Origin of the sequence: Pseudomonas sp. NPDC089406, assembly GCF_044900265.1 — a bacterium.
Classification (GTDB): Bacteria; Pseudomonadota; Gammaproteobacteria; order Pseudomonadales; family Pseudomonadaceae; genus Aquipseudomonas; species Aquipseudomonas fakonensis.
Map to the genome: position 1 here is coordinate 1 of NZ_JBJDNC010000024.1, position 19,194 is coordinate 19,194.

The window sequence follows — 19,194 nt, forward strand, 5'->3', positions numbered from 1 at the left end:
AGGCGAAAACAGGCGAGGAAGCGGAGTTTGCTGGTTGCAAATGAGCATTCCGAGCCTGTTTTCAACGCAGCATGATCGTCGCGCAGGCACTTTTCCTAAAAAGCCTAGGAAGACATCACGGCAAACTGACAGGATCCCTTGATGGTCATCCCCACCGCTGCGCCCCATTCACCTGCCCCCAAACGCAAGCTGTGGCTGCGCTGGCCTGTCTGGCTGGGTGCCTTGGCAGTGATCGCCTACGGCGTGGCCATGGCCATGCACTGGGACGACCGCGGGTTGCTGTGGCTCAAGGAGCGCTTTCAAAGCGCTGCCGTGCGCCAGGAAAGCATCTGGCTGCCGGATTACGTGGTGGATATCGACGCCAAGCCGCTGCCGGGCATGGAGCGGGATGAAGCCTCGGACCTGTCGTTCAACCCGCATACCCGTACCCTGTTCGCGGTGATGGGCAAGCACCCCTTCCTCACCGAGCTCGACCTCGACGGCAACGTGCTGCGCAAGATCTCGCTGGAGGGCTGGTCCAACCCGGAAGCCGTGGCGGTGATGGAAGACGGCCTGATCGGCATTGTCGACGAGCGCCAGCACGACCTGGTGATGGTCAAGGTCGATGCCACCACCACCTCGCTCAAGCGCAGCGACTACCAAGGGTTCGAGCTTGGCGATGCCGGCAAGGGCAACAAGGGCTTCGAAGGCCTTGCCTGGGATGCCATGCGCCAGCGCCTGCTGGTTGGCGCCGAGCGCCCGCCGCAGCTGTATGCCTGGAGCAGTGACGGGCGCAGCCCGCCCAAGGGTGAAAAACAGGCCCTGCCCAGCGATCAGCTGGACCTGCGCAACCTGTCGGCACTGGCCGTCGACCCACGTACCGGGCACCTGCTGGCGCTGTCGGCAGACTCCAACATGCTGCTGGAGCTGGACGAAAAGGGCGACCAGGTCAGTTTCATGGCCCTGCTGGGTGGTTTCAACGGCCTGAAGGCCGGTATCCCGCGTGCCGAAGGCGTGACCATGGATGACCAGGGCAACCTGTATTTCGTCAGCGAACCCAACCTGTTCTATCGCTTCAGAAAGAACTGACAAAACTGCCAGTTGTTTCCCACGCAGGCTTTAAGCTTTGCTTCAGTCGTTAATGGTTAGATTCGCACCTTTACCAGTCCGAGCCTGCCCTGATGCGCCGAAGCTACCGCCTGATCATTGCTGCCCTGTTGTTTTCAACCCTGGCCCTGCTGGGCGTGGCGGGGCATGAGTTTCGCTTGTTTGAGCGTGGCTGGTTCAACCTCAAGGCCTGGTGGCAGCCGAGCGAGCAGGGCATCGGCCTGGATCGCTATCGGGTAATGCTCGAGGCGCAGCCCATCGACGGGCTGCATGACGATGTTTCGGCGCTGACCTACGACCCCGACCGCAAGACCCTGTTCACCGTGACCAACTCCAGCCCCGAGCTGATCGAGCTGTCGCTGGACGGGCGTATTCTGCGGCGCGTGCCGCTGACCGGCTTCGGCGACCCCGAAGCGGTGGAATACGTGGGCCCGGGCAGTTACGTGATCACCGATGAGCGCCAACAGCGGTTGATTCGTGTGCGCCTGGACGAAAACACCCTGTTCCTCGATGCCAGCGATGCCGAGCAGCTCACCCTGGGCATCGGCCTGAACGGCAACAAGGGCTTCGAAGGGTTGGCCTACGACTCGGCGGGCCAGCGCCTGTTCGTGGCCAAGGAGCGCGACCCGATGCTGATCTACGAGGTGCATGGGTTCCCCCACACCAACCCCGAGCAGCCGTATGCCGTGCATGTAGTGCAGGACCGCAAGCGTGATGGGCGGCTATTCGTGCGCGACTTGTCGAGCCTGCAGTACGACGAGCGCAGCGGGCACCTGCTGGCCTTGTCGGATGAATCGCGCCTGGTGCTGGAGCTGGATGTCGAGGGCCGGCCGCTGAGCACCTTGTCGTTGCGCAAGGGCTTTCAGGGCCTGAAGAAAACCGTGCCGCAGGCCGAGGGCATGGCCATGGACGAGGCGGGCAGGCTGTACCTGGTGAGCGAGCCGAACCTGTTCTACGTGTTCGAAAAGCCCCAGGACTGACGTACCCCAGGATATAAACCTGAAGGCTGACGCGACCCCTGTAGGAGCCGGCTTGCCGGCGATGGCGCCCGACCGGGCAACAACTTTGCCTGATCGGGCCCTATCGCCGGCAAGCCGGCTCCTACAGGGGGCTGTTTACTCGGCCTTGAGCGTCTTCACGCCTTCGGCAGTACCCAGCAGCAGCACATCGGCCGGGCGGGCGGCGAACAGGCCGTTGGTGACCACGCCGACGATGGCGTTGATCTGCGCCTCGAGCTCCACCGGGTTGGTGATCTGCAGGTTGTGCACGTCCAGGATCACGTTGCCGTTGTCGGTCAGCACGCCTTCGCGGTACACCGGGTCGCCGCCCAGCTTGACCAGCTGGCGCGCCACGTGGCTGCGGGCCATGGGGATCACCTCGACCGGCAGCGGGAAGGCGCCCAGCACCGGCACCAGCTTGCTGGCGTCGGCGATGCAGATGAAGGTCTTGGCCACTGCCGCGACGATCTTCTCGCGGGTCAGGGCCGCGCCGCCGCCCTTGATCAGGTTCAGGTGCGCGTCGCTCTCGTCGGCGCCATCCACGTAGAACTCCAGCTCGCTGACGCTGTTCAGCTCGTACACCGGAATACCATGGCCCTTCAGGCGCTGGGCGGTGGCCTCGGAGCTGGCCACGGCGCCGTCGAAGGCGGTCTTGTGCTGGGCCAGGGCGTCGATGAAGAAGTTGGCGGTGGAGCCGGTGCCGACGCCGACGACGCTTTTGTCATCCAGCTTGGGGAGGATGAGGTCGACAGCGGCCTGGGCGACGGCCTGTTTCAGTTGGTCCTGGGTCATGCGGGCTCCGGGAAGGGGCAGGGCGGATTGCAAAGTCGCCTAGTATAACGGCTTGCGCGGCTTTGCTGTGGTCGCCCGACAGCCCGCTGCGGTAGACTCCCAGCCCTTGTCCCGCGGCCCAGTGATGCTTTCCCGATGCTCGAACAGTACGTCAAGAAGATCCTCACCTCGCGCGTCTACGACGTTGCCGTCGAAACCCCGCTGCACAGCGCCGGGCAGTTGAGCAAGCGCCTGGGCAACAACGTGCTGCTCAAGCGCGAAGACCTGCAGCCGGTGTTCTCGTTCAAGATTCGCGGGGCGTACAACAAGCTGGCGCAGCTCAGCGCCGAGGAGCTGGCCCGCGGCGTGGTCACGGCCTCTGCCGGCAACCACGCCCAGGGCCTGGCCCTGGCAGCACGGGAGCTGGGTATCAAGGCCACCATCGTGATGCCCAAGACCACCCCCGAGATCAAGATCGAAGGCGTGCGCTCGCGCGGCGGCAAGGTGGTGCTGCACGGCGACTCGTTCCCCGAGGCCCTGGCCTACTCGCTGAAGCTGGTCGACGAAAAGGGCTTGGTCTACATCCACCCCTACGACGACCCGCACACCATCGCCGGCCAAGGCACCGTGGCCATGGAGATCCTGCGCCAGCACCCGGGCCGGCTGGACGCGATCTTCGTGCCGGTGGGCGGCGGCGGGTTGATTGCCGGCATTGCTGCCTACGTGAAATACCTGCGCCCGGAAATCAAGGTGATCGGCGTCGAGCCGGACGATTCCAACTGCCTGCAGGCCGCGCTGGCTGCTGGCGAGCGGGTGGTGCTGCCGCAAGTCGGGCTGTTCGCCGACGGCGTGGCGGTGGCGCAGATCGGCCAGCACACCTTCGATATCTGCCGCCATCATGTGGATGAGGTGATCACCGTCAGCACTGACGAGATCTGCGCGGCAATCAAGGATATCTACGACGATACCCGCTCGATCACCGAGCCTGCCGGCGCCTTGGGCGTGGCGGGCATCAAGAAGTACGTCGAGCTCAAGGGCGTGAGCGGGCAAACCCTGGTGGCCATCGATTCGGGTGCCAACGTCAATTTCGACCGCCTGCGCCACGTAGCCGAGCGCGCCGAGCTGGGTGAGAAGCGCGAAGCGATCATCGCCGTGACCATCCCCGAGCGCCCGGGCAGCTTCAAGGCGTTCTGCGAGGCCATCGGCAAGCGCCAGATCACCGAGTTCAACTACCGCAAGCACACCTCGGACGAAGCGCATATTTTCGTCGGCGTGCAGACCCACCCGGAAAACGACCCGCGCGCGTTGCTGGTGCAGCAACTGACCGAGCAGGGCTTCCCGGTAACCGACCTGACCGACAACGAACTGGCCAAGCTGCACATCCGCCACATGGTCGGCGGCCATTCGGCCGGGGCCAGCGACGAGATGGTGCTGCGCTTCGAGTTCCCCGAGCGGCCGGGGGCGTTGTTCAACTTCCTCAACAAGCTGGGTGGGCGCTGGAACATCTCGATGTTCCACTACCGCAACCATGGCGCGGCTGACGGGCGCGTGGTGGCGGGGCTGCAGGTGCCGGAGGAAGAGCGCCACCTGGTGCCGGCGGCGTTGGCCAAGATCGGTTACCCGTATTGGGACGAGACCGAGAACCCGGCTTACAAGCTATTCTTGGGCTGATGGCGCCATCGCCGGCAAGCCGGCTCCTACAGGTTATTCACGGGCATAAGGGCCTGTGCGGTCCCTGTGGGAGCGGGCTTGCCCGCGAAGAAGCTGCTGCAAAAAGGCCTGCTTAAGGACAACCAAGACATGGAACACCTGACCACCCTCAAGACCCTGCACATCGCCGCCACCGCCATCCTGCTGCTCGGCGCCTTGGGCCTGGCCATCTGGACCGTGCTGGCCCGCCGCAAGGGCGACAGCGAGGCCTACGCCAAGCTGCTGCGCCGGCCGCTGGTGTTCGTCTGGTTGCTGATGGGGCTGTGCCTGGTGAGCATGCCGTTCACCGGCTGGTGGCTGGTGCACCTGGTGGGCTGGCCGCTGGGGCAGACCTGGGTGTTGGCCTCCAGCGTCATCTATACCTTCGGCGCCTTTGCCGTATGGTGGCTGCTGGTGCGCCTGAACCGGCTGCGCAAGGCTGAGTTGGTGGGGCTGAAGTTCACCCTGGCGCTGGCGGTGTTCAGCGGGGTGTGCTTTTTGTCGATTGCCGGGCTGATGGGTGCCAAGCCGGTCTGACAGGCTGTTATCGCCTGGGCGGGCCTCTTCGCGGGTAAACCCGCTCCTACAGGGATCTCACAGGCTTGAAGGCTTGTGCAGTACCTGTGGGAGCGGGTTTACCCGCGAAAGGGCCGTAACAGGAAAGCCTCAATCCCTCAACGAAATCACCGGCCACCCTCGCATCTCGGCCTCGGCGCGCAGCTTCGGGTCCGGGTCCACGGCCACCGCGTGAGTGACCTGCTCCAATAAAGGCAGGTCGTTCATCGAGTCGCTATAGAAGTAGCTGTCCTGCAGGTCGAAGCCGTTCTCCAGCATCCAGCGGTTCAGCCGCGTCACCTTGCCTTCACGGAAACAGGGTATATCGGTACTGCGCCCGGTATAGCGCCCGTCGTGCATTTCGCATTCGGTGGCCAGCAGCACGCGCACGCCCAGGCGGCGGGCGATGGGCGCGGTGACGAAGCGGTTGGTGGCGGTGATGATCACCAGCTGGTCGCCCGCCTCGCGGTGCTGCTGCAGCAACGCCAGGGCCTTGGGCAGGATGATCGGCTCGATGCAGTCGCGCATGAATTCGCGGTGCCACCGGTGCAGCTGTTCAGGCTCGGTGGCGGCGAAAATTTCCATGGAGAAGGCCAGGTAGGCCTGCAGGTCCAGGGTGCCGTTGAGGTAGTCCTGGTAGAAGGCATCGTTGCGTGCCTTGTACGCGACCGGGTCGAGAATGCCCCGTTCGCACAGGTAGTCACCCCAGGCGTGGTCGCTGTCGCCGCCGAGGAGGGTATTGTCCAGGTCGAATAAAGCCAGGCGCATGTGCAAGTCTCGCGCAAATCTTCGGGAGGCCCCGCAGAATACGGCGTTTTCACCTTGCTGCACATAAGCTTGCGGGTGCGTTGCTGCGCTCGCAGGCTTTGTGGAACAATGCGGTGACATGCGTTTGCGAGGTTGCTGCCGTGATCGACCCGGATGGTTTTCGCCCCAATGTCGGGATCATTCTTACGAATGATGCCGGGCAGGTGCTATGGGCTCGCCGGATCAACCAGGATGCCTGGCAGTTCCCCCAGGGTGGCATCAACCCTGACGAGACCCCAGAAGACGCCCTGTACCGCGAGCTGAACGAAGAAGTGGGCCTGGAACGCCAGGACGTGGAAATTCTTGCCTGCACCCGTGGCTGGTTGCGTTATCGTTTACCGCAGCGCCTGGTGCGTACCCACAGCCAGCCGCTGTGTATCGGCCAGAAACAGAAGTGGTTTTTGCTGCGCCTTGTTAGCAACGAGCAACGGGTGCGCATGGACCTCACCGGCAAACCGGAATTCGACGGCTGGCGCTGGGTCAGCTACTGGTATCCGTTGGGCCAGGTGGTGACATTCAAGCGCGAGGTGTACCGGCGCGCCCTGAAAGAGCTAGCCCCGCGCCTGCTGACGCGCGACTGACGACGGAGTCCGACCCCGAGCCATGCTCAATACGCTGCGCAAGATCGTCCAGGAAGTGAACTCCGCCAAAGATCTCAAGACGGCGTTGGGTATCATTGTCTTGCGCGTCAAGGAGGCCATGGGCAGCCAGGTCTGCTCGGTGTACCTGCTCGACCCGGAAACCAACCGCTTCGTGCTGATGGCCACCGAAGGCCTGAACAAGCGCTCGATCGGCAAGGTCAGCATGGCCCCCAACGAAGGCCTGGTGGGCCTGGTGGGCACCCGCGAGGAGCCGCTGAACCTCGAAAACGCCGCCGACCACCCGCGTTACCGCTACTTCGCCGAAACCGGCGAAGAACGCTTTGCTTCTTTCCTCGGTGCGCCGATCATCCACCACCGCCGCGTGGTAGGGGTGCTGGTCATCCAGCAGAAGGAGCGCCGCCAGTTCGACGAAGGCGAAGAAGCCTTCCTGGTCACCATGAGCGCCCAGCTTGCCGGGGTTATCGCCCACGCCGAGGCCACCGGTTCCATCCGTGGCCTGGGCCGCCAGGGCAAAGGCATCCAGGAGGCGCGCTTCGTCGGCGTGCCGGGCTCGCCGGGCGCTGCCGTGGGCCGAGCCGTGGTGATGCTGCCGCCGGCCGACCTCGAGGTGGTGCCGGACAAGACCGTCGAAGACATCGACACCGAACTCAAGCTGTTCAACAACGCCCTCGAAGGCGTGCGCGAAGACATGCGCAAGCTGTCGGCCAAGCTGGCCACCCAGCTGCGCCCCGAAGAGCGCGCGCTGTTCGACGTGTACCTGATGATGCTCGAAGACGCCGCCCTTGGTGGCGAGGTGGTCGCAGTCATCAAGACCGGCCAGTGGGCCCAGGGCGCCCTGCGCCAGGTGGTCGGCGAGCACGTCAACCGCTTCGAACTGATGGACGACGACTACCTGCGCGAGCGCGCCTCCGACGTCAAGGACCTGGGCCGGCGCCTGCTGGCCTACCTGCAAGAGGCCCGCTCGCAGGCAATGGTGTACCAGGACAACACCATCCTGGTCAGCGAAGAACTCACCCCGGCCATGCTCGGCGAAGTGCCTGAAGGTAAGCTGGTGGGCCTGGTTTCGGTACTGGGCTCGGGCAACTCCCACGTGGCGATTCTGGCCCGGGCGATGGGCATCCCCACCGTCATGGGCCTGGTCGATTTGCCGTATTCGAAGGTCGACGGCATTGAGCTGATCGTCGACGGCTACAAGGGCGAGGTGTTCACCAACCCCGGCGAAGTGCTGCGCAAGCAGTACAGCGAAGTGGTCGAGGAAGAACGCCAGCTCGCTCAAGGCCTGGATGCGCTGCGCGAGCTGCCGTGCATCACCCCCGATGGCCACCGCATGCCGCTGTGGGTCAACACCGGCCTGCTGGCCGACGTCGCCCGCGCCCAGCAGCGCGGCGCCGAGGGCGTGGGCCTGTACCGCACCGAAGTGCCGTTCATGATCAACCAGCGCTTCCCCAGCGAGAAGGAACAGCTGGCGATCTACCGCGAGCAACTGCAGGCCTTCCACCCGCTGCCGGTGACCATGCGCACCCTCGACATCGGCGGCGACAAGGCGCTGTCGTACTTCCCGATCAAGGAAGAAAACCCGTTCCTCGGCTGGCGCGGCATCCGCGTCACCCTTGACCACCCGGAAATCTTCCTGGTGCAGACCCGCGCCATGCTCAAGGCCAGCGAGGGCCTGAACAACCTGCGTATTCTGCTGCCGATGATCTCTGGCATTCACGAGCTGGAAGAAGCCCTGCACCTGATCCACCGCGCCTGGGGCGAGGTGCGTGACGAAGGCACCGACGTGCCGATGCCGCCGGTCGGGGTGATGGTGGAAATCCCCGCCGCGGTGTACCAAACCAAGGAGCTGGCGCGCCAGGTGGACTTCCTCTCGGTGGGCTCCAACGACCTGACCCAGTACCTGCTGGCGGTGGACCGCAACAACCCGCGGGTCGCCGACCTGTACGACTACCTGCACCCGGCGGTGCTGCAAGCGCTCAACACCGTGGTGCGCGACGCCCATGGCGAAGGCAAGCCGGTGAGCATCTGCGGCGAGATGGCCGGTGACCCGGCGGCGGCGATTCTGCTGATGGCCATGGGTTTTGACAGCCTGTCGATGAACGCCACCAACCTGCCGAAGGTGAAGTGGATGCTGCGCCAGGTGAACATGAGCAAGGCCAAGGAACTGCTGGCCGACGCCTTGAGCCACGACAACCCGCAACTCACCCATAGCGCGCTGCAGCTGGCCCTGAAGAACCTGGGCCTGGCGCGGATGATCGGGCCTGGGGCCAACAAGAGCCTCTGAAGCCTGCACCGGCCCTATCGCGGGGCAAGCCCGCTCCCACGCTATGGCACACGGCGTGGGAGCGGGCTTGCCCCGCGATCAGATTTCCAGGCTGACCTCCCCCAGATGCCCCCCAAACGGCCCGAAGCTGCGCTCCAGCATGTGCCGCCGCCCTGACTTATCCACAATCAAAACCGTACTCGCCCGCGTGCCATAGTTCTGGCTGGCAATGAACACACTCGACAGCAGCTTCTCGGTAGCCAGCCCCACGCCGGTTTCCGGCAGTTCGCTGTCCGCCGCCGGCTCACCATCGGCCAGCAATTCCAGCAAGCGCTGCGGGTCGGTCGATTCAAGCAGCCCCTCCAGCCCCCTGCGTGCCTTCACAAGCTTCGGCCACGGTGTATCCAGCCCGGCATTGGACAACCCGTACACCCCAGGTGCCAGCAAGCGCGGCGCGGCTTCGCGGGCATGCAGGTAACCCAGCTGTTGGCCATCGCCCACCAGCAGGTTGAACCCGGAATACTGCCCGGCACGGCTGGCTACTTGGCCCAGGTATGCCTCGACGCCCAGCTCGCCGCTCAGAAAGCTGGCCACCAGCTCGCCCCGCGAACGCGGCCCCAGCGCCTGGCCCGGGTCGCGGATATTGGTCAGCGCCGCAAAGCGCCCCTGCGGCCCGACCCCCAGCCAGGTACCGCCGGCCTCCAGATCACGCCCGGCGTGCACCCCCGGCGTGTCTTCCCAGGCCGCCAGGGCCTGGGTGGGGCGGGCGTAGAACTCGTCACGGTTGGCCGCAACGATCAGCGGCCGGGCGGTCCCGGGCCGCCAGGCGAAGACGATCAGGCACATAGCTTGCCCCTTGTGTTTTTCGCCACTCTACCCGCGCCCCCGGCGCCAGGCCATCACCTGACACAGAGTTCACTAGAGCCACAGGCGCGGCTTCCGTTACCATGCCGCATCGTTTTCACTGGGGCGGCGAATGGAATTCGTACTCTACCTGCTGTTGGGAGCCTGTGCCGGCGTGCTGGCCGGGCTGTTCGGCGTGGGCGGCGGCATCATCATCGTCCCGGTGCTGGTGTTCAGCTTCACCCTGCAAGGCTTCGACCCCGCGGTGCTCACCCACCTGGCGGTCGGCACCTCGCTCGCGACCATCGTCTTCACCTCGATCAATGCCGTGCTCGAGCACCAGCGCAAGGGCGCGGTGCAGTGGCCGATCTTCGCCTGGATGACCCTCGGCATCCTGCTCGGCGCGCTGGTCGGGGCCAAGACTGCTTCGCTGATCCAGGGCCCGATGCTGCAGAAGATCATCGGCGTGTTCGCCCTGGTGATCGCTGTGCAGATGGCCCTGGACGTCAAGCCCAAAGCCAGCCGCGGCATCCCCGGCAAGCCGGCGCTGACTGCTGCAGGCGGGGTGATCGGTTGGGCCTCGGCGATTTTCGGCATCGGTGGCGGCTCGCTGACCGTGCCGTTTTTGACCTGGCGCAGCCTGCCGATGCAGCAGGCGGTGGCCACCTCGTCGGCCTGCGGGCTGCCCATCGCCGTGGCCAGCGCCCTGAGTTTCATGTGGCTGGGCTGGCACGAGCAGCACCTGCCGGCCCACAGCCTGGGTTACGTATACCTGCCCGCGCTGGTCGGCATTGCCGTGACCAGCATGTTCTTCGCCCGCTTTGGCGCGCGCCTGGCGCACAAGCTGTCGCCGCGCCTGCTCAAGCGCCTGTTCGCCGCGCTGCTGTTCTGCGTCGGCGCAAGCTTTCTGATTTGAACCAAGAGGACTAACCATGCTGCCTTACCCGCAGATCGACCCCGTGGCCGTGGCCCTCGGGCCGCTGAAAATCCACTGGTACGGCCTGATGTACCTGATCGGCATCGGCGGCGCGTGGCTGCTGGCTTCGCGCCGGCTGAACCGCTTCGACCCCACCTGGAACCGCGAAAAACTCTCCGACCTGGTGTTCTGGCTGTCGATGGGGGTGATCGTCGGGGGCCGCCTGGGCTACGTGCTGTTCTATGACCTGCACCAGTACCTGGCCAACCCGACCCTGATCTTCGAGGTGTGGAAGGGCGGCATGTCGTTCCACGGCGGTTTCATCGGTGTGATGCTGGCGGCGCTGTGGTTCGGCAAGCGCAACAACAAGTCGTTCTTCGAACTGATGGACTTCGTCGCCCCGCTGGTGCCGATCGGCCTGGGCGCCGGGCGTATCGGCAACTTCATCAACGCCGAGCTGTGGGGCAAGCCCACCGACGTGCCATGGGCGATGATCTTCCCGCCGTTCAGCGACCCGGCCCAGCTGCCGCGTCACCCGTCGCAGCTGTACCAGTTCGCCCTGGAAGGCGTGGCGCTGTTCCTCATCCTCTGGCTGTTCTCGCGCAAGCCGCGTCCGACCATGGCGGTTTCCGGCATGTTCGCGCTGTTCTACGGCATCTTCCGTTTCATCGTCGAGTTCGTCCGCGTACCGGACGCCCAGCTGGGTTATATCGCCTGGGGCTGGCTGACCATGGGTCAGATTCTCTGCGTGCCGATGATCCTGGCTGGCCTCGGCCTGATCTGGTGGGCTTATAATCGCAAGCCAACGGCGACACCCGCCCAATGAACCCACCACGGCAGGGGCGATCCCCCTGCCGTGTTCGCTACAGGTAAGCCATGAAACAGTATCTGGACCTGGTCCGTGACGTCATCGAAAACGGCACGCTGCAGGCAAACCGCACCGGTATCCGCACCATCAGCCTGCCGGGCGCCATGCTGCGTTTCGACCTGCAAAAGGGCTTCCCGGCCGTTACCACGCGCAAGCTGGCGTTCAAGTCGGCGATCGGCGAAATGGTGGGCTTCTTGCGCGGCGTGAAAAACGCCGGCCAATTCCGCGAGCTGGGCTGCAAGGTCTGGGACCAGAACGCCAACGAGAACGCCCAGTGGCTGGCCAACCCGTTCCGCCAGGGGCATGACGACCTCGGCGAGATCTACGGCGTGCAATGGCGCCAGTGGCCGGGCTACAAGCGCATCCCGCTGAGCAACCCGGCGGCTATCGAAATGGCCGAAAAGGCCGGCTTCCGGCAGATCGCCAAGGACGAGGAGGACGGCCAGGCGTTCGTCATCCTGTACAAGGCCATCGACCAGGTGCGCCAGTGCCTGGACACCATCGCCAACGACCCGGGCAGCCGGCGCATCCTGTTCCACGGCTGGAACTGCGCCCAGCTGGACGAAATGGCCCTGCCGCCGTGCCACCTGCTGTACCAGTTCCACCCGAATGTCGAGACCAAAGAGATCTCCCTGACGCTCTACATCCGCTCCAACGACCTGGGCCTATTATACCCCCTCGAAGAACCTGCACAGTACGCAATGGCTGCGTAGTAAGGCTTTACCTTCCAAGCTCATTTATTGTGCCCCAGTACGAAATGCACATTGTGTATAGTACGGGCCGCTTTGAAGAGAGAGGAAGCCGTGAAGGTCATTGCAGTTAGGGGCGCCCCCCTAGATTTCAGAGAGTCCCCAACCAGGCGGGACGACCCCTCCGAAGAATCCCCAATTCAGGAAGCCGTGAACGTCACAGGGACAGCCGTCTTTGATGACGATGAGCGCCTGATGCCCTTGATATCGGGTTACCTATCCTACGCGCTCCGGGAAGCCGATATATCCCAGCAGACGGCCATCACCTATGGTCGCAACCTCGGGTACACCTGCGAGTACCTGATGAACCGCCGTGAGTTCCGTGATTGCGAGCGTGACTCAGGGTTCTTGGAAATCCGCACCCACGTGATCGAGGAGTACTTCGCTCACCTGCGCGAGGCAGAAGGCCTTTCCAAGAAGACGGTGCGCAACCGGGATTCGGCTTTGATGGCGTTTTTCAACGATTCTCTATGCCGGGGAGTGGACGACGTACCCGCGCCTCGTACCGCGCCTAACCCTTACACTGCCGGGTACCTATCTCCCCGTCCTAACAAGAACTTGGTGGTGGCCTGTTCCCTGAATAATCTCAGAGAGCTCATCCTGGCCACGCAGAGTGAGCGTGAGCGTTGCTTGCTCCAGTTCATGTACGACGCAGGCGTGCGCCGCTCAGAAGTCCCGAGAGTGACCCTCAAGGCCATCGATGATGCCCTTCAATTCCAGGACACGTTGTTCATCTCACCTGGTGTCTCAGAACCGGTGAACGCGGACTACTGCCCGCTGCATATTGATGGAAGCAAAGGCCCTGCGGACTCCTTCAAGCCCCGCCAGACATTGGTCAGCCGCGCCACGCTGCTGCGCATCAAGAAGTACCATGCTTCGCCGCTGTACAAAATGACCAAGCGTCAATTCAAGGGAGCTGAGAACACCCCTGCTTTCCTGAATGCGGAGGGTGGTGAGTACACCCCTCGTTCGATCTCCAAGCTCTTGGAGCGCACATCCGAGCGAGCGCTGAACCTGCTGAAAATCGACAGGATGATCTCTCCCCACAAGTTGAGGCACGGGAACGCCTATGCCCTGTTGAGGACGCCAGACATTGGTAGTGATTACCTTGACCGGCTAGTGACCGTGCAAAAGACGCTGGGTCATTCGCGCCTCAGCACGTCGGAAACCTATACCCAGATCCCCTACGACCTCTACCAGAAGCTCGTACGCCCCGGAACTGAAACCAAGACGAAAGCAGGCGAGATGGCTGAGCTATCCCAACAGACGCGCCTGAAAATTGATGCGGGAGATATGAAATGAGTCGGCTGACTAGCGCTCAGGTAGATGCTGTCATTGAATCGTTTGTGGCCCGCGTCACTGATGATCGTGAATCATTGCTCAGGGTATGCCTAAGCAGGGGGGAGGACTTGGCCGTAGCTCCTAGCTACGTCATTGAGCAGACCAACCTCAGCCAAATGGCGATCTCCAAGCGCACTTCATACTTTGAGCCGATCTTCGATGCGATGCGAGCCGAAGGCATCATCATCTCTGGTCATCCCTCGGGCGCCTGTGAATGGCGTCGCCGGATCCTTGCCTGGTACGAAGGTATGTCTATGGAGGAGAAGCTGGCCATTCCGGTGTTTGGCAATAACATCAAGGATCGGGGCTACCTCAGCGAGATTCCAGAGTTAGCAGGCTTCAGTGGGGTGAGGACGAAATATGAGCTCGTGAGGATCACATTTGGGGAGATCCTTGACGACCTTCGAAAGCTCGGCGTACTCGATCCTGAATACCAAACTGTTGAACAACGGATTGCCTCTAAACCAGAGAGCAAACCCACGGAATCTTTGCGATACGCCTTCAACGCTTTGCGCTCAGTCCGCATCCATCGCCTGTCCGACCTCGTAAGTCCGGAACCGGAGCGCCCCTTCCAGCACCTGCTGCACCTCTTCAGTGCTTCATCAATGAAGAGCAGTAGTGCGTCAGGGCAGTCGAATTTCATCGAAGCTTTCAAATACTACCGAGCCTATCTCATAGAGGCCAACTACACAGGCATGGAGGATATCCGGGAGCTCGTAACCCCCTATACCCTTCCCAAGTTCAGAGCATATCTCCAGGACAAGATCCTTGAGCGTTCGCTGTCGACCAGCCACAGCAGTTCGATGATGAGCTCTGCACGGAAAATGATGGCGCGCGCAGTCCAAATCGAAGGACTCGGACTGACCAGTTTCGTCAACGCTGCGGGGTTCGATGCTGAGCGTGAAACTGATCAGTACAAGCCTTATCCCCAGGCTGTGAGAAACCGTATTTCGGAAGTCATTGAGCAAGAGATTGAGGAAACCAATCGCTTGGCCCAACCTTACGTCCTAAGCCGCGTAGGGGAAGACCCACTAAGCCCTGACGGGAGCATGCGCAGAGGCCTCAAAACCATGGATAACGCTCGGTGGATTTTTGAGAACAAACTCGACTGCAAGCCCCTGAGCTTCGAATCCGTAGATAGAAACGACCCTTATCAAAAGGCGTTTATGTCGATTATCTCGGCTTCGTCAATTTCGATCTTCGAGGTTTATAAAAGCTGGGGCGTGCAGTATCAGGTTGATGGTCGAGTCATTGCGCCATACATCGCTCGGCTTGCCCAAGTTACCGGGATGAACGCTGACTCGCTACTGGGACTGGAGCTGGATGATTTCATTGAGCGCCATGATTTAACCGATCGCCCTTGCTTGCTGTATTGGAAAGAGCGTTCGGAAGGCGCAAAGATGCTTCCCCTTGATATTTTTCATGCGGAAATCTCTTGGCTGACGAGCTCTCAAGGCCGTGTGGTCAAGCAGATCTTTGACGATGTGAAGCACCTGACCCGTGAGATCCGCTTGAATGCGCCTGTCGAGGCTCAGAACAAGCTCTTCATCTACCGCTCAAGCTCTCCCAGGAAATACGGAGTTGTAGATTCCTTTGAGAACTCAGGTTCCAACCGGCTCAATACGACCCTGGAGAAGTTCTCTCAGGATCACGGGCTGCTTGACGAAGATGGCAACCCCCTCAAACTCTCACCGTCACGTTTCCGACCGAGCTTTGTGAGCGAGTTGATCGAACGCGGCGTGTCTCCACGCGAGATTCAGGTGCTCCTAGGCCATAAGAGCCTTAGCACCACCATGGCCTATCTGGATCAGATGGACTTCAACCCCATGGCGCGCCGAATGCTGAATAAGGTTCTCCATGAAATGCAGCAAGACACGTTGCAGGAGGCTCCAAAGCTCATCCCGACTACAACTATCGAGTCGGCGCCAGAAGCGATCCCGCTTCGGTCTGGCCTAGCGACCTGCATGAACGTCTTTGATCCACCAGCATTCATCAAGGCTTTGGCAAGCTACGACCCTAAAAAGCCCTGCACGCTGTTCAACATGTGCCTTTCATGCAGCAACAGCATCATCACGGTGTCGCACCTGCCGGAGCTCTTCGCCATGCGGCGCGACTACCAGCGGATGATTGAGGTCAACCGGGTGCTCGATACGCCCTACGGAGCCGTCATCCTGGACAACCTTGATGTGCTCAACAACCTTCTAGATCCTGAGACATCGGACTTTTCCGCAGAGGAGCTGAACAAGGCTGAGCGCCTCTCTGAAAACCTGCAGGTCAGCATTCTGACCGAGGGAGTAACGCTGTGAACCACGCCCTGATCCCTGAACTTGCTGCGTACAAACAGTGGCGTACAGCTGCTCACACCCTGATGCTTGAGTTGCACAAGAACGTTGCCGTTCCGGCCCCTGTTTCGATGGAGGCCCTCTCTTGGTACCAGGCGCTGATGGCGTTGCCTGTCAGTAAGACTTCCGTCTTGGGCGACGCCGTCTGGGACTTCAATGACGATCATCCGAACGCCGCCAGGAACGTCCAGGGAGCCAAGCTACGGCTCAATTTTGAAGCATACCCATTGCTCAATCGGTCGGCGGTCTTGGAGATCAAGGTGGCCATGTATTGCTGGCTTAAAATGCCTTCGGCACTGCGCACGTTTGCCTCACCTAGAAGCATCAAGGCCAACACCGCCATTTCATGCATGAAGGCGGGATTGAGCTTTCTGGATACGATGTCAGGGCAGGCGCGTCAGCTGATGACGGATGAGTTCTTCGAGGTTGGATACCATGGTCTGACGTACTTCGACGCGGGCATGTACCGGGAGGCAGCGCTCATTCATCCCTACGCCTTTGGCCCTGATCTCAAGAAGTTCTTTACCTTGGTCAGGTCGCCATTTTTCGAGGAGCAGATTTTCGAAGAGCCACTGCCTTACGTTCAACTGGAATCGCTCGTCTGGGCCAAGGTACTCAAGCACGTCGCTGATTCTGAGCGCACATACCGTATTCTGCCGAACGATGTTTTTGAGAAGGCTTCTCGCGAGGCGTCGTTCGCAGTGGTCGATTTCCTAAGCACTATGGGGGAGCCTGTGGATGACCTGGTTGCCCTTACCCGCCAAAACGCTAGCGGCTACTCGTTAGCCAACGCTCAAGAGCTGTCGCGGTACAACTTCGATCTCTACGTGGCTCTGCGGCTCCGTAGGAAAGGCTACGAATCCAACGCGATGGCTGAGGCGTTAGATGAGGTTCGACCTGAATATCTGTCGGAGATCGGTCAGCATGATTTCAAGGCACCTGAAACCTTGATCAAGCTCACCAGTGCGAAATTGGACGATGAATTTCGTCGGTACATCAACTTCGTCTCGTACAGTGCCTGCTATCTCGTGGCGCAGTACACCGGCATGCGGCCCTCAGAGCTCTCCGAGATCCTGGTCGAGTCGTGCATGGAGCAAGAGAGCGACTACTGGTTGCTGATCAGCAATGTGATCAAACATCGCCAAGGCTTGGCCAAGCTGTTCGACGACAAGTGGATCGCGATCCCGATTGTGCGTGACGCTATCCGTGCGGCTTGCCTCATCGCTAAGGTAAAGCAGAATCCTTACCTATTCTCCAATGTGGATACTGTCGCGCAGGACGCCGAACCAAACTCAATGTCCTCGCTTGGAATCACTCACCAGTTCAGAGCTTTCTTCGAGGATATTCTGACGGACGAGGAGTTCGAGTCGCTGGAATTCTCGCCTTACACATTGCGGCACACGTTGGCCTATCAGATGGCTAGGGCAGAGCTTGGTCTTCCGTTCATCTCTCACCAGTTGAAGCATTTTGGTGACCTTATCGGTAGTGCTGGCCAGAACAAGGCATTCAGTGCGGTGACGCTTGGGTACGGAGCAATCGCTGAGATCTTGTCCAAGGGTGGGCGTTCATCTAGCAAGACGCCGACGCAAATGGCCGAGGAGGAGTACATCCAGAGCTACTGCGATCCCGACGGAAACTACGCCGGCCCCAATGCGGAGAGCCACAAGGCGCGGATGAAGAAGGTGTTCAGCGGGTACATGGCTGCTGGCTACACCAAGGAGCAAATCATCGCCCAGATGGCCAAGAAGCGCATGGCGATCATCAATGTGGGACAAGGCTTCTGCTATGGCGGTCAGCGCGAGGTATTTGACGAGTCTCTGCCCTGCATCGGATCACTGCGTTGCAATCCGAATCGGTGCAAAAACGCCGTGGTCACAAAGGCTCACGCTCCTAAATGGCGGGAGATCTATGTGCAGAACAGGTTGGCCTTGAGCTCTCCGAACTCAGCAGGCGCGGAGGAAGAATTGCGTGCGGCGATGGAGGAAGCCAAGGGTGTATTGGAGCACCTGGGTGAGGAGGTCGAGGTATGACAGGCCAGGCGTTTGATGCCAAAAATAAGCTCGACTATGACCGGAACACTGAGCTGCTGGCTCAGGGGCTCATGCAGATCGCCTCTGATCCGAAGTTGAAGCCGACGATGGCGGAGCTGAGCCGCATCACAGGCATTCATCGCAACACTATCCGGCAGCGCGACTTCCCGGCGCAGCGGCTTGAGGCGATCAAGGACAATCGCCGCATTGAAGTGCTCGCTCAGAAGGTCAAGGCTGAGAAGAAGCAGGATCCCAAGACGATTCTGATGCAACGCCTTGAAAAGAGTCGATTGGAAGTGCTTTATTGGTTCAATAGGTATCAGGAATCTGAGAACTCTTGTGCCACGCTAGACAAGAGATTGGACACTGTCCGCGAGTCTAGGGACTACTACGTCCAAGTCGCAGATGAGCTGCGCCGGAAGATCAAAGAGCAAGATGCCGAAATTTTGAAATTACGTGACGCGCTGGATTTGATCAGCGCGAACCTTGAGGAACCGAAATGAAGATGTACCACGATTTGCTGGCCGACGTGCTAGAGAATGGCGTCGAGAAAGGCGATCGCACCGGCACAGGCACGCTGAGTGTCTTTGGTCGCCAATTCCGCCACAACCTGGAGGATGGCTTCCCGCTCCTCACCACCAAGAAGCTGCATTTCAAGAGCATCATCAACGAGATGATTTGGTTCTTGAACGGTGACACCAACACCAAATGGCTCAAGGAGCACGGTGTCAGTATCTGGGATGAGTGGGCGACTGAAGACGGTGACCTCGGCCCGATCTACGGCAAGCAGTGGACGGCCTGGCCCACCCAGGACGGCAAGACCATCAATCAGATCGACTACGTCGTCAATACGCTTAAGACGAACCCAAACAGCCGTCGCATCCTCTTCCATGGGTGGAACGTCGAGTACCTTCCCGATGAGTCGGTTAGCCCACAAGAGAATGCACGTAACGGGAAGATGGCGTTGCCACCGTGCCATTTGCTCTATCAATTCTATGTGGCTAACAATAAGTTGTCGGCGCATCTATATATTCGGTCGTCAGATCTACTGCTCGGAAATCCCTATAATCTGGCTGGGGTTAGTTTCCTAACTCATATGCTCGCACAGCAGTGCGATTTGGGAGTTGGTGAAGTTGTAGTTACCATGGGTGATGCGCATATTTATTTGAATCATATTGAGCAAGTTAAGTTGCAACTAACTCGTGATCCTCGCCCTCTGCCTAAGTTGCAGTTTAAGCGTAAGCCAGACAGCATCTACGATTACAAGTTTGAAGACTTTGAGATTGTGGGCTATGACCCACATCCTCATATCCCTGCTCCCGTATCGATCTAACTGA

The 19,194-nt window shown here is 60.9% G+C and carries 16 protein-coding genes and 1 pseudogene; 14 read left to right on the top strand and 3 right to left on the bottom strand.

Features of this window, described 5'->3' with window-relative positions; translation table 11 throughout:
- The first annotated feature begins 141 nt into the window (after window positions 1-141).
- Window positions 142-1,068, top strand: a complete 927-nt coding sequence (locus tag ACI2KK_RS17480) for an SdiA-regulated domain-containing protein (RefSeq protein WP_404669842.1) — start codon at window positions 142-144, stop codon at window positions 1,066-1,068.
- 92 nt (window positions 1,069-1,160) lie between these two features.
- Window positions 1,161-2,066 (top strand): SdiA-regulated domain-containing protein, encoded by a 906-nt coding sequence (locus ACI2KK_RS17485; protein WP_404669843.1) that lies wholly within the window; start codon window positions 1,161-1,163, stop codon window positions 2,064-2,066.
- Window positions 2,067-2,201: 135 nt separating this feature from the next.
- Here the strand turns inward: ACI2KK_RS17485 and rpiA are convergent, their stop codons facing one another.
- Window positions 2,202-2,876 (bottom strand): ribose-5-phosphate isomerase RpiA, encoded by a 675-nt coding sequence (rpiA, locus tag ACI2KK_RS17490; protein ID WP_404669844.1) that lies wholly within the window; start codon window positions 2,874-2,876, stop codon window positions 2,202-2,204.
- Window positions 2,877-3,011: 135 nt separating this feature from the next.
- On the opposite strand from rpiA, the gene ilvA reads away from it, so the two are divergent.
- Window positions 3,012-4,526 carry a threonine ammonia-lyase, biosynthetic gene (gene ilvA, locus ACI2KK_RS17495; RefSeq protein ID WP_404669845.1) on the top strand — a complete coding sequence of 505 codons (1,515 nt, stop codon included), beginning with the start codon at window positions 3,012-3,014 and terminating at the stop codon, window positions 4,524-4,526.
- 129 nt (window positions 4,527-4,655) lie between these two features.
- Complete coding sequence (locus ACI2KK_RS17500; RefSeq protein WP_404669846.1) at window positions 4,656-5,081, top strand: DUF2269 domain-containing protein; 426 nt, start codon at window positions 4,656-4,658, stop codon at window positions 5,079-5,081.
- A 129-nt stretch (window positions 5,082-5,210) separates the two neighbouring features.
- Here the strand turns inward: ACI2KK_RS17500 and ACI2KK_RS17505 are convergent, their stop codons facing one another.
- Window positions 5,211-5,867 (bottom strand): HAD family hydrolase, encoded by a 657-nt coding sequence (locus tag ACI2KK_RS17505; protein WP_404669847.1) that lies wholly within the window; start codon window positions 5,865-5,867, stop codon window positions 5,211-5,213.
- Between the two features lie 140 nt (window positions 5,868-6,007).
- Here ACI2KK_RS17505 and ACI2KK_RS17510 point away from each other — a divergent pair, with 140 nt between their 5' ends.
- Both ACI2KK_RS17510 and ptsP read left to right on the top strand, forming a co-directional pair.
- The gene (locus tag ACI2KK_RS17510; protein ID WP_028688498.1) at window positions 6,008-6,487 is read left to right on the top strand and encodes an RNA pyrophosphohydrolase; all 480 of its coding nucleotides are present in this window, start codon (window positions 6,008-6,010) and stop codon (window positions 6,485-6,487) included.
- Between the two features lie 22 nt (window positions 6,488-6,509).
- A complete protein-coding gene (ptsP, locus tag ACI2KK_RS17515) occupies window positions 6,510-8,789 on the top strand; it encodes a phosphoenolpyruvate--protein phosphotransferase (RefSeq protein WP_217841304.1) in 2,280 nt (759 codons plus the stop codon).
- A 78-nt stretch (window positions 8,790-8,867) separates the two neighbouring features.
- Here ptsP and ACI2KK_RS17520 read toward each other — a convergent pair whose 3' ends face one another.
- Window positions 8,868-9,614 (bottom strand): NRDE family protein, encoded by a 747-nt coding sequence (locus ACI2KK_RS17520; protein WP_404669848.1) that lies wholly within the window; start codon window positions 9,612-9,614, stop codon window positions 8,868-8,870.
- A gap of 130 nt (window positions 9,615-9,744) precedes the next feature.
- On the opposite strand from ACI2KK_RS17520, the gene ACI2KK_RS17525 reads away from it, so the two are divergent.
- The 8 genes and pseudogenes from ACI2KK_RS17525 (at window position 9,745) to ACI2KK_RS17560 (ending at window position 19,190) form a co-directional block, all read left to right on the top strand.
- Window positions 9,745-10,527 carry a sulfite exporter TauE/SafE family protein gene (locus ACI2KK_RS17525; RefSeq protein ID WP_404669849.1) on the top strand — a complete coding sequence of 261 codons (783 nt, stop codon included), beginning with the start codon at window positions 9,745-9,747 and terminating at the stop codon, window positions 10,525-10,527.
- Between the two features lie 16 nt (window positions 10,528-10,543).
- The gene (gene lgt / locus ACI2KK_RS17530) at window positions 10,544-11,353 is read left to right on the top strand and encodes a prolipoprotein diacylglyceryl transferase (RefSeq protein ID WP_217841307.1); all 810 of its coding nucleotides are present in this window, start codon (window positions 10,544-10,546) and stop codon (window positions 11,351-11,353) included.
- Between the two features lie 50 nt (window positions 11,354-11,403).
- Window positions 11,404-12,072: pseudogene (locus tag ACI2KK_RS17535) on the top strand (thymidylate synthase); the annotation flags it as partial.
- 222 nt (window positions 12,073-12,294) lie between these two features.
- Window positions 12,295-13,446: a tyrosine-type recombinase/integrase gene (locus ACI2KK_RS17540; RefSeq protein WP_404669850.1), complete on the top strand. Its 1,152-nt coding sequence runs from the start codon at window positions 12,295-12,297 to the stop codon at window positions 13,444-13,446.
- Window positions 13,443-15,791, top strand: coding sequence for a site-specific integrase (locus ACI2KK_RS17545; protein WP_404669851.1), 2,349 nt, complete (start codon window positions 13,443-13,445; stop codon window positions 15,789-15,791). The genes ACI2KK_RS17540 and ACI2KK_RS17545 overlap by 4 nt, the downstream gene beginning before the upstream one ends.
- Entirely contained in the window at window positions 15,788-17,857 is a 2,070-nt protein-coding gene (locus ACI2KK_RS17550; RefSeq protein ID WP_404669852.1) for a tyrosine-type recombinase/integrase, read from the top strand. The genes ACI2KK_RS17545 and ACI2KK_RS17550 overlap by 4 nt, the downstream gene beginning before the upstream one ends.
- On the top strand, window positions 17,854-18,360 hold the full coding sequence (locus ACI2KK_RS17555; RefSeq protein WP_404669853.1) for a hypothetical protein: 507 nt from the start codon (window positions 17,854-17,856) through the stop codon (window positions 18,358-18,360). Before ACI2KK_RS17550 ends, ACI2KK_RS17555 begins: the two co-directional genes overlap by 4 nt.
- Window positions 18,357-19,190, top strand: a complete 834-nt coding sequence (locus ACI2KK_RS17560; protein ID WP_404669854.1) for a thymidylate synthase — start codon at window positions 18,357-18,359, stop codon at window positions 19,188-19,190. Before ACI2KK_RS17555 ends, ACI2KK_RS17560 begins: the two co-directional genes overlap by 4 nt.
- Window positions 19,191-19,194 lie beyond the last annotated feature (4 nt).

What these genes read in the sequence shown, in the direction of transcription:
- ACI2KK_RS17480 (WP_404669842.1), top strand. Translation starts at nt 142, where the DNA reads ATGGTCATCCCCACCGCTGCGCCCCATTCACCTGCCCCCAAACGCAAG.
- ACI2KK_RS17485 (WP_404669843.1), top strand. Translation starts at nt 1,161, where the DNA reads ATGCGCCGAAGCTACCGCCTGATCATTGCTGCCCTGTTGTTTTCAACC.
- rpiA (WP_404669844.1), bottom strand. Translation starts at nt 2,876, where the DNA reads ATGACCCAGGACCAACTGAAACAGGCCGTCGCCCAGGCCGCTGTCGAC.
- ilvA (WP_404669845.1), top strand. Translation starts at nt 3,012, where the DNA reads ATGCTCGAACAGTACGTCAAGAAGATCCTCACCTCGCGCGTCTACGAC.
- ACI2KK_RS17500 (WP_404669846.1), top strand. Translation starts at nt 4,656, where the DNA reads ATGGAACACCTGACCACCCTCAAGACCCTGCACATCGCCGCCACCGCC.
- ACI2KK_RS17505 (WP_404669847.1), bottom strand. Translation starts at nt 5,867, where the DNA reads ATGCGCCTGGCTTTATTCGACCTGGACAATACCCTCCTCGGCGGCGAC.
- ptsP (WP_217841304.1), top strand. Translation starts at nt 6,510, where the DNA reads ATGCTCAATACGCTGCGCAAGATCGTCCAGGAAGTGAACTCCGCCAAA.
- ACI2KK_RS17520 (WP_404669848.1), bottom strand. Translation starts at nt 9,614, where the DNA reads ATGTGCCTGATCGTCTTCGCCTGGCGGCCCGGGACCGCCCGGCCGCTG.
- ACI2KK_RS17525 (WP_404669849.1), top strand. Translation starts at nt 9,745, where the DNA reads ATGGAATTCGTACTCTACCTGCTGTTGGGAGCCTGTGCCGGCGTGCTG.
- lgt (WP_217841307.1), top strand. Translation starts at nt 10,544, where the DNA reads ATGCTGCCTTACCCGCAGATCGACCCCGTGGCCGTGGCCCTCGGGCCG.
- ACI2KK_RS17545 (WP_404669851.1), top strand. Translation starts at nt 13,443, where the DNA reads ATGAGTCGGCTGACTAGCGCTCAGGTAGATGCTGTCATTGAATCGTTT.
- ACI2KK_RS17555 (WP_404669853.1), top strand. Translation starts at nt 17,854, where the DNA reads ATGACAGGCCAGGCGTTTGATGCCAAAAATAAGCTCGACTATGACCGG.
- ACI2KK_RS17560 (WP_404669854.1), top strand. Translation starts at nt 18,357, where the DNA reads ATGAAGATGTACCACGATTTGCTGGCCGACGTGCTAGAGAATGGCGTC.